The sequence below is a fragment of the Spirochaetota bacterium genome, from assembly GCA_034190085.1.
Classification (GTDB): domain Bacteria; phylum Spirochaetota; class UBA4802; order UBA4802; family JAFGDQ01; genus JAXHTS01.
Window position 1 is genome coordinate 1 of record JAXHTS010000058.1, and the last position, 13,748, is coordinate 13,748.

The following is a 13,748-nucleotide window of genomic DNA, read 5'->3' on the forward strand; positions in this document are numbered from 1 at the left end:
ACATCATTATCCATTGCTTTGGAGAATAAATTAGCTGAAACTCAGATTAAAAGCCTACTATTTGCCATTGCTGTAATATCCATTATTATGTTTTTCATTTGTAGAACTTTTGGATTAACAGTCATAGCGATGATCGCTAATGTGTTCCCAATACTCGTTGTTCTTGGAATTATGGGATGCTTGAATATCCCTTTGGATATCACTAAGGTTATGATAGCAAGCGTGACGATTGGAATAGGTGTGGATGACACTATTTATTTTATAATAGGATTCAGAAGGAATGTTGAAGCTGGAAATAATTATAAGTATGCGATTATTAAAACTTTTCGGAATGTTGGAAAGCCAATCATCATAACATCATTGGTCTTGTTCATGGGATTTTCTATTCTTATGATGGGCAACATTAAGCCAACTCAAACCTTTGGCCTTTTTACAGCCTTTGCGATGTTTCTTGCAGTTATTGGAGATCTAATTTTTTTGCCAGCTCTTTTGCTGTTTTTTAAACCTAGGTTATCTAAAGTAAGTTATTAATAATTTTATATATTATATCGTTATATGAAATTTTATGATTTTATTAATCGAATATTTTACAGTATTATTTGACTGCTCATAGGACTTTTATTAATGTTAAATAGTAGGGCACTTGCCTTACAATTTACTTAATGTTAAAAAATGGAGGTAATCAAATGAGATCAAAACTGTTTAATTTTGTTTTACTGCTTTGTACAGCAGTTTTTCTCACTTCCTGCTTTAATGAGGGTGGAGACGTTCCTGTCAACAATATTGGCCCAGCAGTTGATATGAATAGCTCTAAAGCGACACCTGAGCATGGAAAGATGATAATCGATGAGTCTATCTATGGCGTTTTAGGTAATGATCGGAGTATTAAGGGTATGGAGGAGGTGCAGGATTATTTATTAAGTATGGTGGATGAGACAAGAGAGATTATGGATGGATTGACGGCTGTGGTTACTGTTGTCAATGATGATCCTTATCGTTTCATGATAACCTTTGAGTTTGATGAATGCCCTGGGATATTTACAGATTCTGTTGTAAATGGAGTCATGACAGTGCTTGTCACAAATAGCATTTCAGATAATGCGATGATGGTTGTTGTAAATACTGAAGATGGAGATCTGCTAACTCTAACAGGCGGTGAACTGGATAACTCAATAATCCAGTTTAAAGATCTTACTGTTATATATGAATTTGACAGCTATACTCATAGCTATAGCGGAGTAATTGTAGTCAATGGTGAGGAGCATTCTATGAATGATTTTTTATCACCAAAAGATATTATGGACTTCTTAGCGGACGCGATGAATCGAGTTAATTGGGATGAGATTAAAAATCAATTAGTTGAGATAGAAGAATTTATTGCAGATTCATTCATGAAAAAATCTATAGATAAATTTTCGTTATTCGATAATCTATTTTCGCCATTGACAATTTACATAACGGAAGGGCTTCGGATTGACATGAGTTTCAATTTCGACTTTTCGAATCCTGCTATCATTTTAGAATTGACATTTGATGAATTCCCTCTGTCAATAGAAAATGTAATAAATGAGACAATTTCTGGTAGCATGAATATTGTGGTTAGAATTGAAGACATATCCGAATTGAAAATGAAATTGTCAATAAATACTGATGAGAATAATCCATTGATTTTGTCTGGTTCCTTAGGTGAACAGACTATAGGATTGGAAGATATAATATTGCATATTCAACCTGAACTTAGTGGAAAAATTATACTCAATGGTATTGAGCTTCCATTGGATTCAGAATGGATATCCTATCTTCTCTCTCTTCTCTCTTCAATTTTTTAATTCTTTAATATTGGTCTACTAATATGCTAGAATAGAGACCTTTTTCGTCAATGACAAAGAAAGGTCTCTATTCTTTTACTAATGATATTAAGCTAAATGCAACTTAAATATCTTCGAAACTCTGAAAAATATCCTCACTCCTATTTTTTTCATTAATATATTTTAGTGAAAATGCCTTGATTGCCTGTCATTTTTATAGATTAAGTATAATGCTAAGTTAATCTTCTTCATCATTGTAAGCTTAGAATGTATTATTTGTAACTCTATAAAATGTCTTATAATCCACGCTAGCTGAATGGTATAGTAGCGCTATCTCATCAAATATTGAGATTATTAAAATATATATAAATTATCAATAAATTATAAATTAATAATTGTTGACTAAACTTGAGAAATAGTAAATTATGAGACATAATTTAATGCTATCTTTTTTATAACTTGTAACATTTATCAAAATTCCAGGGGAGGGAATATGAAAGAGACTATTATGGTCATTGGCGGTGGGCTTCTTCAGGTGCCACTTATCCAGACAGCCAAGAAAATGGACTTTCAGGTGATCGTTACAGACTATAATCCAGATGCCGTTGGAATGAGGTATGCAGATATAGCTATTGTGATGAGTACGAGGGATATTGAGGGATCAGTCCGTGTTGCAAGAGCGCAAAACGAAATAACTCCTATTAATGCTGTTTTAACAGTTGGCACTGATGCCTCAATGACTGTCGCAGCTGTAGCGAATGCCCTTAATCTGCGAGGCATTAAATTTGAGGATGCTGAAGCCTCTACAAACAAGATAAAGATGAGATCGAGATTTAAGGAGCATGGCATACCTTGTCCAAACTTTTTCCCAGTATGGTCTTTATCTGACGCTAAGAATTCGTGCAATGAGCTTGGATTTCCAGTTGTGATTAAACCTTCCAATAATATGGGTGCTCGGGGTGTAATGAGAGTGGATAATAAACGAGAATTACCTGATGCATTCAAATTTGCAAAAAATGCCTCTCCAAGTGGAGAGCTTATTATTGAAGAATACATGGATGGTGATGAATTATCCATTGATGCAGTTATCTTTAATGGAGAGATTAGCATTACCGGTATTGCTGATAGAATAATAGAATATCCTCCCTATTTCGTTGAGACAGGACACACTATGCCATCGCAACAACCGGAAGAGGTTTTGGAGACTGCAGTAGCTGTTATGAAAAGAGGGATTAAGGCACTTGGAATAAATCACGGCTGCGCGAAGGGGGATATCAAGCTAACAAGCAAGGGGCCAATGATTGGCGAACTTGCGGCTAGACTATCGGGTGGATTCATGTCTGCTTATACATATCCATTATCCACAGGTGTAGATTTAATGAAGGCAGCTATTGAAATTGCCTTAGGACATGAGCCTGGGAATCTTGATCCTTTAATTAACCGAGTGGCAATAGAAAGGTCAATAGTGACAAAGCCTGGGATTGTAAAAAAGATCAATGGTTTAGCTGGTGCTATGAGAATTCCAGGAATTGAGGAAATATTTTTCAATGTTGAGCAGGGGGATAGGGTTGTAGTTCCGCGATCGAATGTAGAGAAGGCAGGGCATATTATTGCTGTTGGGGAAAGTCTTAATGAGGTTGAGGAGGTTGTTCGAAAATGTATGGATACATTACAGATTGAGATATCAGAAGAAACTGAGCTTTCCATGGAAGTAATCAGAATTGCAGCTAGGGATAAATTTAAGAAAGTATGCTATGTCTGTAAAACCTGCGATGGCACGAATTGCCCAACGGGCATTCCTGGAATGGGAGGCGTTGGCACAGGGGCTTCTTTTCGGCGCAACATAGAAGCCCTTAGAGCTTATAAGATAAACACACAACTTATACATGATGTAACTAATCCTGATATTTCCGCTAAATTTTTTGGAATTGATTTAGATATTCCAATCATGGCAGCTCCTATTACAGGAACTGTAACAAATATGAGGGGCGCTATTGATGAATTCGAATACAACCAAGCAGTAACGAGGGGGTGTCTGGATGGAGGCACAATCGCCTTTGTTGGGGATGGCGCAACCCCCGATAAGTATAAGATCGGTCTTCGAGCTATCTCTGAGGTTGAGGGTATGGGGATTCCAATATTTAAACCTCGCAGCGATAATGAAGAGATTATTAAAAGAATACGGGCTGCGGAAAAGGTGAATTCAGTCGCAGTGGGCATGGACATTGATGCTATAGTATTAAAGACCATGGAAATGAAAAATCAAACTGTAGGGCCAAAGAGTCCGGAAGACCTTAGCTATCTCGTATCTTCAACAGATCTTCCCTTTATCCTTAAGGGTATTATGAATGTTAAGGACGCCATTCTTGCAGTGGAAGCAGGGGCTCATGCAATCATTGTGTCAAATCACGGTGGCCGTGTGCTTGACGAGATGCCAGGCTCAATGGATGTTTTGGAAGATATTGTGAAAGAGGTTAAACCGTACATTAAGATTCTGATTGATGGCGGATTTAGAACAGGAGTGGATGTCCTGAAGGCGCTAGCGATTGGGGCTGAGTTTGTGTTAATCGGAAGACCTATCGCAACTTCAGTTGTTGGAATGCAAAGGGAGGGCGTATCCTTCTACTTAAATATCTTGAAACGAGAGCTAAAAAATGCCATGATACTAACTGGATGTGATAACCTTGCGGATATAGGAAGGGATTTGATTACGAGAATTGACAAGAAGGTATGTGTTAATAATGATAGAATTTTAACAAACCTCCTGCATGAATAAATATTTAAATGCCTTTGATCCTTTCTGTTACTGTACAATTCTCCTCAATATTATTCTCACCTAATATCGTGATTCAAATTGGTAAATAATGCATATTTAATATAGCACTATGCATGTTATGATTCCCGCAAAAGCATGAATAGATATGTATATGTTAATTTGAATATACTTCTGCTGTCATCAAGATAAGATTATATTATTATAATCATCCTAGCCTAAGCTCAGTTTGAGCATGAAAAGTATGAAAAGCCTATACCCAACTGCATTATTACACTGTGTAATGATACATAATGAACAAATTGTTATATATTAAATATAATATAAGTTTTAATAATTTTATGTATCTACATGACTGGTGAAAATACCTTTACTTTTGTTTATAATGATGTATAATGAAAGGAAATATGGTAAATAAATTTAAAAAAACCGGAGGTAAACAGAATGATTTTAAACAAAAAGATGCGCGAGAGGTTTAAGGTAGTTACAGTAATTTTACTATGCCTCTCGTTTGGCGGTTGCGGGGTCTGCGATGACGATAGTGACAGCGCGCCTACGCTCATTCCCGACGCGGATGGGGATGTTTTATCCGGCAGGACCACAGGCATTGACCTTCCGCAGAGTATTCAGACTGTACCAGCGGAGAGCACTGAATCACGTGCTAGAAAAATTCGTATAACGCAGGAGGATCTAAGGAAATGAGATTAATATCAAAGATGCTGTCGATTTTTGCAGTTTTTTCAATAGCTGTTTTTCTATTGGGGTGCTCTGACGATGATTCCAGCAGCGCATTTCCCATAATACCCAGGGCAGATGAACTGACAGATTTTGAGAAAGACGGCGAAATGGAGTTGAAGGTTTCCATAAGGGCGTTGGAAGCTTTTAGCATGATTGAACAAATACTAGAAATGTTCCAGCAGACTGGATATGCAGATTCGCATGCCATAAACCAGGGACCCTACGCTGCGATGGTGGCTGACGAGATGGAGCATGGCAAGCAGATGAGCAAGTGGATTATCAATTCAAAGATGGTTCTTGAGGGCTATACTGAAGTTAACAAGGTTTATGTGTGGATAGATGATCCGGGTGTTCTCAGAAAGGGTGTGTGTAAAATATACAGCGCTCCTACTGAGGGTGATATCTATGGAGTATGGACAATGAATCTTGGGTTTTTTGATAAGGATGATGGAACCCGAACAGGTTTTATCGCGGCAAGCAGCACAAAGAACGCCAGCGGAAATACTGAGGTTATGCTAAACCTGCAGGAGGAGAATGAATGGCTGCCTGAAGGAGAAATGTGGACTGTGCAGGGAAAGCTCACCCTGACTAATGATGAAGGAAGCGGGATAGTCTATTATACTTCTGAAAACTGGACTGGAGAAGAACCGGAAATTACATATCCAACTGCAATATATGCCTATAATGATGCCGAAGTGGCTCTTCAAGTTGATGATGCGGATCCGATATACTTGGATAGAGAATCCTACGCCGATATCTTCATGGAGTATAATGTCTATAGCGCTGAAGGGGAGAACATCAGAAAATCGAAAAATTTTGGCAAACCCGTAATGTATGAGGATGATGAGGGCGACAAGCATCATATGTACTATGGCGGTTGGCAGGGACGACACCAGCTTTGGGGTCCTCAGAATGTCACTGTTCCGGTTGGAGCTGAATTAGAAAGCGTTGAATACGGAGAAGAGGAAACAACATACACCCTTGGCGCAAGATATATGGGTTATCTTGTTGAAAAGACACTGGTGACAACATCAATGAATGACATCAAAGGCGAGGTTCTCGAAACCTGGGTGAATGAAGGGTTTAAACTGTACTGGAATGGAAGTGAATGGCGCAAATGTGATGGTAGCGAAGGACCATGGGACTGCTCATCGCAAGAGAGCGCAGCTTATGATCAGTTAAGCAGCCTTGTGTCAGATGAACAGGAACACAAGATGGTGTGGATTTGGTCTGATGAAGGTGAATTGACCTATAATGCTTCAAGCCCAAGTAGTTTTGTTAAAAGTGATAGTACTAATTATACACCCAGTGCAACAGATGAAGTATGGGTTAATATCAATATGCCAATATTTGTAACATATACCGGTTCAGGATGGAAACGATATATGGATGTTCAATATAGTGAAAATAGCTGGGAGCCTACATTAAGCGATCTCCAAGACTATACATTCGAATTTGACGGCGAATTCTACATGCATTCAAAAGGGCTAAATTATATCCTCACAGTAGCAGGTTTGTCTGCAACTGGTTTGAAAAAGGAGCTTGAGAACGTAATTCAACCCGGCACAGAGGCTAATGCGCTAGAAAATGTTACATTTACGAGCAATGGAACCGATTACTACTGGGATACAACAGCCCTGATGCTATGCTCGGATTCGGGCTTGAACAATGTCCATACTCAGAGTGAGTGGTATATGGAAGGGGATAATAGCAAAGTTTATACATGGCAGTATGCTATGAATGAAAATGAGACATGGAACATCATGACTTATCTCAAGGATGCGGATGGTGAGTTTGTGTATTTGGATGATCCCATATTCTTTGCTACGATTAATGGGGTTGATATGAATGGCGATATTGTGGAGATAAATGGCGCAGCATACGACGGCCATCTTTTTGGAGTCGCGGATGTATGGATGATGATGAATGAAAATGATGGCGTACTCTCAGGTGATATGAAGGATAAGATAATCAATATTCCAGAGGGAGATATTACAGGAAGAGACGGCAATACCTATAAGATCAAACCCATATTCGGCGTGCGTTTGCTTGATATTGTATCTCAGAGCGACACAAGCCCTACAATTGATAGCAGTTTAACGCTTGATGATCTTCCGGAATATGAAGATATAAGTGTAGGTGATATGCCGGAGATTGAGACTATATCCTTTGTAGAAGGCGAGTATGTAGGAGAATAGAGTCTAAAATTTGAGATTTCAATACTTCCTTTTTTTCATAAACCGCACTTTAATTATAAGTGCGGTTTATTTATTCCCAAGTGTTTGTATAAATTTTTAATCTATCTTTGCTTTTTAATATTATGAAGGATAATCTATGCCATTAGATGAGGATTATAGTATAATAAGTGATCAGTAATTTTACGGAAATGCAAGACATCATCGTAAAGTAAAAGTCAAACTAATCCTATAATGTTCATCAACAAAGGAAGCGAGAAGATTACATTTGTGTATATTTTTGCGCATTAGATCGGTTTTGCGGGTTTGAGATCGTTTATTTTGTCATAGGATCAGCCGGGTCCGTACCGTAAGATCGCGGGGCCATACTGTAAACATGAGTAGCAATTTGTTAGAATTATTTTTTCACAAAGATCATAAAGATTTATTTGAGCGCAACGGAATTTCAATAAATAAATGGAAAATTAATTTGATGCTTACGATTTTTGTTAAAGAGATTATAATTCTGGATGAAGATTTTTAAATAAATCTTATGATTATAACTTCCTTTGCACTGATCCATTCAGTAAGCGTTAAATCCAATGATCAGAATGTATATTAGCAGAATAATAGCATAATTTCAGAAGAAGATATGCTTTCACACACTATTAACGGTGGGGTTAGTTTAAGGCTTACACTTCATCTACTAAAAGAATAGTGAGTTGATGAATGCTCTTTTATCATCTCTATTCATTCCTCTTATTCATAATCAAAGCTGATATTGGTTAACAATTTTTTTCAGCTCTTCTATCTTCTTAGAAATTTTTTCCTTTTCTGCACCTGCTTTATTCATGGCGCATATTTCATCTGTTTTTGCCTTTATATCCTGGAAGTCTTCAGCTATTATTTCAGACATGTTCTTCAATGTTATAGAACATTCGTATAATTGGTCTCCTTCCCGTAATGATGTTACTGGTCTCAGATTCTTATTGCAGATCGCCTTAACAACCTCATTGAAGCGGTATAGTGGTCCAGCTATCCTAAAAGAGGCAAAGAGGACAAAGAGTGAAATAATTACTGATGAAACAAAGATATTTATAATCGATAGGGTAACGATTATTGGGAATAGCATTTCCTTAATATTCTTGTAGGTAACATGCGCTGATTTGAGGTTAGATTCAATTTCGCTGTTTAGAAAGAGATAAAGCAACCCCCCAAAGAGAATCATTATCATAATATTTAGCACTATAAACTTTAATATCATTCTATATTGGAAACCTCTGTTGATCAATACTGTTTTTCTTCTATTATCTTTTTTCATCATCCCTCCTTAATGGCATTTTTTACAAAGCTGCCCCTTGTCATTTTTTATTGCCAGATAATAGGTTTTATATCTCGATTTTCTTTTGAACATGCTTTCAAAGAGACTCTCGGCTTTCCAAGATGAACTGTCAAATCTCTTGATACCGAGGTTGTGACAGGTGAAACAGGCTATCCTATTCTTTTCTGTTAAATGCAACTTTTGGTGTAACTGATCTTCTATCTTTAATCCAATTTCATGATGACTAGTTATATCCTTATGACATTTAAGACAGAGATTGTCACAGGTTTGAATAACATTGTATTGGTTATTCTTCAATTCACCCTTCCTATGGCATTCTGTACAATAGTCTCTTGATGCAACGAATGGCATAATTTTTTCTGTTTCCTTATCATAGGCTACTGCAAAAGCATATAATGAGATTATTGATATTATATACAAAAGGTATAATCTTAGCATTTTTCCCCAGCATAGAAGAGATATTTTTATAAGTATAAGCCAGGGCGCCAATCGCTTCGAATTCCGATGTGAAAAATCAGATTTCATTTTTTGAAACATTGCCATATCTCCGTTAAAAGGATATAACCAGTTGTGTGTAGAATAGATTCCTGCTAAAATATTCATCGTTTCTGTATTCAGAATAAGTCCTGAGAAATCTTTGATATTCTAGCTTTAAATATGATATATCAGCTATATTTATATTGAAGCCATTTGTAATTCTGCTTAAATTATTGTCCTTACCCGCTCCCTGTGTAGCTGCATCAAGATAACTCGATATAACATAATTTTTCATTCGGAAATAATCATATCGACTATATAGGACTATGGGAAATGTGAATAGAGTGCCTAATTCTAAAGCGCACGTGATATGAAAACCATCAAATACGACACCTGCATTTTTGTCCCTATTGTAGTATTCTGTACGAAAAATTAAGGGAGAGATTTTACTCTCTAGGTCGAATGCATAGAGTTGTTCAGCCACGTATCCATTATTATCTATATCATGAATATATGAGAAACCCAGCTCAAAGGCTGGTATCCCTTTTTCCTTCAATATATAGGGATTATTAAAAGGGGTGATACCGATTCTTCCGCCAAATGAGTTCCCACCATAGGAGTATTTTTCTTCTATTCCGTCCACCATGAAGAGTGTGGCATTCCACGAAACAAAACTAGCCAGCATTCGTATACCCTCATCATTATAACCTCCCTCCATGACCATTTCAGTTGTGAGTGGCGGAGTTACGGATATCCTATCAATAGCCAAAAAATTTTGCCAGTCATTGCCAAAGGGAACGTCGAATTTGCCGATCTGTATATGGATGCCTTCTGTGCTAAACAGCCTGCCTCTGGGAGATACTGAACTGCCAAATAGATGATAGTCAATAAAACCCACAGCAAGCTCCGCGCCATTATTAAAGACAAGGGCAGCGGCAACCTGAAAATGGTCTTTATAATTGTGTTCTATATTAAGCTCGAAATCGCCGATTGAATATACATTGGGCTTATTCTTGTAGTTTGATATACTAACATCGAAAAAACCGCTTATCTCCAATGCGCTAAGCTTTTCAACTTGTCTGCTTAGCTTGTCCACCCTGCTTTGAAGTTCCTTGATCTTATCATTCAAATCCTCAATCTCTTCTTCTAATTCCTCTTCGTCTTGTTTATTATTCTTTGTGAGGTTAGCTTGATTAGTATCTTTCTTTAAATTAGTTGCCGGTCTTGGTTTTGTCTCTTCTGTATTACCAGAGTGAATAAATACTATTAAAATTAAAATAATTATTATATAACCAAATTTATTCAAATACATTATAATTGCCGTTCACGAATTCTTTTGATGATTACTATACATGTTTTTTTATAAAAAGTCAACATATAAGCAGATAATAAAACGCTTGATTGAAAAAGACCGTTTAGATTCGATCTATATTCTTTTTCATTTATTAATATATTTTTTATTAAATTACTCCTCAAGGGGAGGCCCATAAATCGCCTGCGCTTTTTGAACATCTATTTCGGTTATTCCGCTAGTTTGACATAGTGTAGTTCCGTCTCTTGCTACAATAGTCTCTGATCCATCAATGCTAAAACTTATTGAAGGGTAATGCATAATAGAGTCATAATCATATTCAAAGTGTTGTTCTTCATAGAGGGGATTGTCCATAATATCAAAATCATAATCATGTGATGGCATCACCTTGTCCCATACAATAGTGACATAGGCGTCTCTATCTGGTCTTTGATGTTCATGTAAAAGTCCTAAACAATGGCCTAATTCATGGGTTATGGCTTCTAACTTATTGTATTCTTCATTGTTATAATATCCATTATAGTGCATATAACAAAAACTGTTGTTTTCTCCAATTGTTGAAAACCATTTATTTTGGGAAACACGTATGATCCCATAGGCTCCGGATCTAGGCGTTACCTTCTCAAACTTGACTCCGCAGGCGCTCTCCCAAGTTTCCATAGCCATGGCTATATCCTCTAAATCACTCTCTGAAAATTCTCCAGATAGATAGTATGGTATTATGCCTTCTTCCCATTGACCAATAGTAAAATCGTAGGTACAATTAAATAGACATAGTAAAATCAAAAGGATAATTCGAAGTATTTTTTTCATTTGATACCTTGATGACCTTTCTATCAGTGATAAGGGTGTATTCATATGCTATCATAAAAATTATAACATATGATAAAAATATCTTACATAAAAAAATAAAAATTTTGGAAAACTTATAGTTCATATTATCTAAGCCTATCTACTCATAGTAATATGCAAAATTATTGAATAAAGTGTTTGATTGTCATATAATTTTAATTTATATAGAATCCCTGTAGTTGGGTTGGTAGTGTATCTCATAATTATTGATGGTATTTATAGATGAATATTGAAGATGAAAATATAATTGTATTTCCTGAATTGGATGAATCCTCTGAGAAGGACAATCAGCATAAAACAGCAGAGAGGCTTGGACGATTAGACTCAGATATCAGCTTAAGAGAACGAGTATCTTCCTTTTGCAGATTGGATTATGGAGAAATATGGGAAGATTCTATTTCTGGCCATCGGGTGGGTGTTCTTGATGCCAGCAAGTCAGTTGATGTAAACCGGATCGCTGATGATGAGAGGGCCGCGCTAATAATTAATGATCCGCCTTATAATGTCGCAGTTGGGAATGCAAATACAGATAATCTGTTTAAGATTGACCAGGATGATTATGTCGCTTTTTCAAGGAAATGGGTAGCAAATGCCGAGGGAATTATGGATGAGAATTCCCATATGTATGTATGGCTGGGGGCAGATTATAAAGATAATTTTCAACCCCTGCCTGATTTTATGATAATGATGAGAGATTTTAAAGATTTGAAGCCCAGAAACTATATTACCCTAAGGAATCAGAGGGGATATGGAACTCAAAAAAACTGGATGTGGATTAGGCAGGAACTCATTCATTATGTAAAGGGTGATCCTAAATTCCAGGTAGTCTATACTGATATACCCAAGGTGCTGAAGGGATATTATAAGGTGGTCAATAATAGAATGCAAGAGAATATAGAGAGAAGTCGATCAGATACAATTAGGCCCGGTAATGTATGGATAGACGTGCAGCAGGTCTTTTATAGGTTAGAAGAGAATGTTCCTGGATGCTATGCGCAGAAACCCTTGAAGGCAATTGAGAGAATATTATTAACCAGCAGCGAAACAGCTGACGTGGTAATGGATTTCTTTTCCCATTCAGGAACAACACTTATTGCGGGAGAAAGGCATCATCGGAGGGTATTCACCTTCGATATTGATCCAATATTCGCTGAGATTAGCATTCGAAGATTAGAACGCTACAGGAAGTATGGCAAGACTGGATGGCAATGGCAGAACCCATTTCCAGAGATAGAGGATACATGTAATGAATGATATCTATTTAGGTATAATTAGCGTCTTCCCTGCAAGGGTATTATCCAGAGCATCGGGATTATAGGCAACAGGAGGATGATAATACTTCAGGAAAGAGGAGAAGGCTCTTCTCCACCCCCCTTTGGGAAAAACACTCTCAGATAGTCTACTGAAATTCATGGCAAATCCAATATAGGTGTGTCTGGTTTTGTATTTATCTACAGATGGATTATACCAGTATCCCTTGGTGTAATACCCAAAATCGATTTGGAAATATTTTAAGAAAGTATCTTTGATATATGGCACACCGCTCAGTTTTAATGCCAGTATATATTTTTGTCCTGAGACATCACTGGTGACCTCAAGCCATTTTTCCTTTTTTTGGTTTCTGTGATCTTCCGATGGCCAATATTCCATCTGAAAGCCTAGTAGATTATCAATTGGGGGATATAGGTCTAGCAATAAAGCAAATAAACCTCCACCCAGATTCCAGACCATATCACCCCATGCAAAACCATATGTATCACCAAAACCATCTCCAACCTCTATGCCTAAACCCACAAACTGACCATAAATAAATCCCTTAATCGCTGCTCGGGTGCGAGAATCTCCGCTCCATTCAAAGGTGTATGTTCCGATCCTTGAGATCAGGTATATCCCCCAGGTGTGGCCCCATTTGTCCGCCCCCCCTGTATATGAGTCCTGCTCAAGTCCCCATCCATCTCCCTCAAAGTGCCATTTCGTGGCTGTACCCCATCCCCATGTGCCAATTCCCCATGCTATTACTAAAGCTGGCACACTTCCAAATAACCAATATTCAGCAGTATAATCCTTTTTTTGCTTTTCCTCTATCTGAACAGTAATCTCTTCCTGTGCAAAGAGATTACTGAATAGGAATACAAAAAGGATAATGAATGCATGGATCCACTTCATATAACTAATAGCCTCATATTTTATTTATAGTGATTATCCTTTTATTAATTTTGTTGGGAGTAGATTCATTCCTAAAATGGTGAATGGGTATAGAAGTTCACTATTC

11 protein-coding genes are annotated in these 13,748 nt (G+C 37.1%); 6 read left to right on the forward strand and 5 right to left on the reverse strand.

Annotated features, from left to right (window positions below; translation table 11 throughout):
* From SVZ03_11560 to SVZ03_11580, 5 genes are all read left to right on the forward strand, one after another.
* Positions 1–531, forward strand: a 531-nt coding sequence (locus SVZ03_11560) for an MMPL family transporter (protein ID MDY6934839.1), incomplete at its 5' end; no start/stop codon positions are given.
* Positions 532–686: 155 nt separating this feature from the next.
* Entirely contained in the window at positions 687–1,829 is a 1,143-nt protein-coding gene (locus tag SVZ03_11565) for a hypothetical protein (GenBank protein ID MDY6934840.1), read from the forward strand.
* Positions 1,830–2,301: 472 nt separating this feature from the next.
* Positions 2,302–4,584 carry an alpha-hydroxy-acid oxidizing protein gene (locus tag SVZ03_11570; GenBank protein MDY6934841.1) on the forward strand — a complete coding sequence of 761 codons (2,283 nt, stop codon included), beginning with the start codon at positions 2,302–2,304 and terminating at the stop codon, positions 4,582–4,584.
* Between the two features lie 441 nt (positions 4,585–5,025).
* Positions 5,026–5,283, forward strand: coding sequence for a hypothetical protein (locus SVZ03_11575; protein MDY6934842.1), 258 nt, complete (start codon positions 5,026–5,028; stop codon positions 5,281–5,283).
* Positions 5,280–7,517, forward strand: a complete 2,238-nt coding sequence (locus SVZ03_11580) for a hypothetical protein (GenBank protein MDY6934843.1) — start codon at positions 5,280–5,282, stop codon at positions 7,515–7,517. The genes SVZ03_11575 and SVZ03_11580 overlap by 4 nt, the downstream gene beginning before the upstream one ends.
* A 745-nt stretch (positions 7,518–8,262) precedes the next feature.
* Here the strand turns inward: SVZ03_11580 and SVZ03_11585 are convergent.
* The 4 genes from SVZ03_11585 to SVZ03_11600 all read right to left on the reverse strand — a co-directional run bounded on the left by SVZ03_11585 (position 8,263) and on the right by SVZ03_11600 (position 11,437).
* A complete protein-coding gene (locus SVZ03_11585) occupies positions 8,263–8,817 on the reverse strand; it encodes a hypothetical protein (GenBank protein ID MDY6934844.1) in 555 nt (184 codons plus the stop codon).
* Between the two features lie 6 nt (positions 8,818–8,823).
* Entirely contained in the window at positions 8,824–9,372 is a 549-nt protein-coding gene (locus SVZ03_11590; protein ID MDY6934845.1) for a hypothetical protein, read from the reverse strand.
* A gap of 13 nt (positions 9,373–9,385) precedes the next feature.
* On the reverse strand, positions 9,386–10,624 hold the full coding sequence (locus SVZ03_11595) for a hypothetical protein (protein MDY6934846.1): 1,239 nt from the start codon (positions 10,622–10,624) through the stop codon (positions 9,386–9,388).
* Between the two features lie 153 nt (positions 10,625–10,777).
* Positions 10,778–11,437 (reverse strand): M12 family metallopeptidase, encoded by a 660-nt coding sequence (locus tag SVZ03_11600; GenBank protein ID MDY6934847.1) that lies wholly within the window; start codon positions 11,435–11,437, stop codon positions 10,778–10,780.
* A 261-nt stretch (positions 11,438–11,698) separates the two neighbouring features.
* Between SVZ03_11600 and SVZ03_11605 the strand changes: the two genes are divergently transcribed.
* Positions 11,699–12,730: a site-specific DNA-methyltransferase gene (locus SVZ03_11605; GenBank protein ID MDY6934848.1), complete on the forward strand. Its 1,032-nt coding sequence runs from the start codon at positions 11,699–11,701 to the stop codon at positions 12,728–12,730.
* A 3-nt stretch (positions 12,731–12,733) separates the two neighbouring features.
* Here the strand turns inward: SVZ03_11605 and SVZ03_11610 are convergent, their stop codons facing one another.
* Positions 12,734–13,642 (reverse strand): DUF2279 domain-containing protein, encoded by a 909-nt coding sequence (locus tag SVZ03_11610; GenBank protein MDY6934849.1) that lies wholly within the window; start codon positions 13,640–13,642, stop codon positions 12,734–12,736.
* Positions 13,643–13,748 lie beyond the last annotated feature (106 nt).

Bases quoted from the DNA above. Each gene is read 5' to 3' on its own strand.
- SVZ03_11595 (MDY6934846.1), bottom strand. From the start codon at position 10,624: ATGTATTTGAATAAATTTGGTTATATAATAATTATTTTAATTTTAATA.
- SVZ03_11610 (MDY6934849.1), bottom strand. From the start codon at position 13,642: ATGAAGTGGATCCATGCATTCATTATCCTTTTTGTATTCCTATTCAGT.
- SVZ03_11605 (MDY6934848.1), top strand. From the start codon at position 11,699: ATGAATATTGAAGATGAAAATATAATTGTATTTCCTGAATTGGATGAA.
- SVZ03_11570 (MDY6934841.1), top strand. From the start codon at position 2,302: ATGAAAGAGACTATTATGGTCATTGGCGGTGGGCTTCTTCAGGTGCCA.
- SVZ03_11580 (MDY6934843.1), top strand. From the start codon at position 5,280: ATGAGATTAATATCAAAGATGCTGTCGATTTTTGCAGTTTTTTCAATA.
- SVZ03_11590 (MDY6934845.1), bottom strand. From the start codon at position 9,372: ATGTTTCAAAAAATGAAATCTGATTTTTCACATCGGAATTCGAAGCGA.
- SVZ03_11565 (MDY6934840.1), top strand. From the start codon at position 687: ATGAGATCAAAACTGTTTAATTTTGTTTTACTGCTTTGTACAGCAGTT.
- SVZ03_11600 (MDY6934847.1), bottom strand. From the start codon at position 11,437: ATGAAAAAAATACTTCGAATTATCCTTTTGATTTTACTATGTCTATTT.
- SVZ03_11585 (MDY6934844.1), bottom strand. From the start codon at position 8,817: ATGATGAAAAAAGATAATAGAAGAAAAACAGTATTGATCAACAGAGGT.
- SVZ03_11575 (MDY6934842.1), top strand. From the start codon at position 5,026: ATGATTTTAAACAAAAAGATGCGCGAGAGGTTTAAGGTAGTTACAGTA.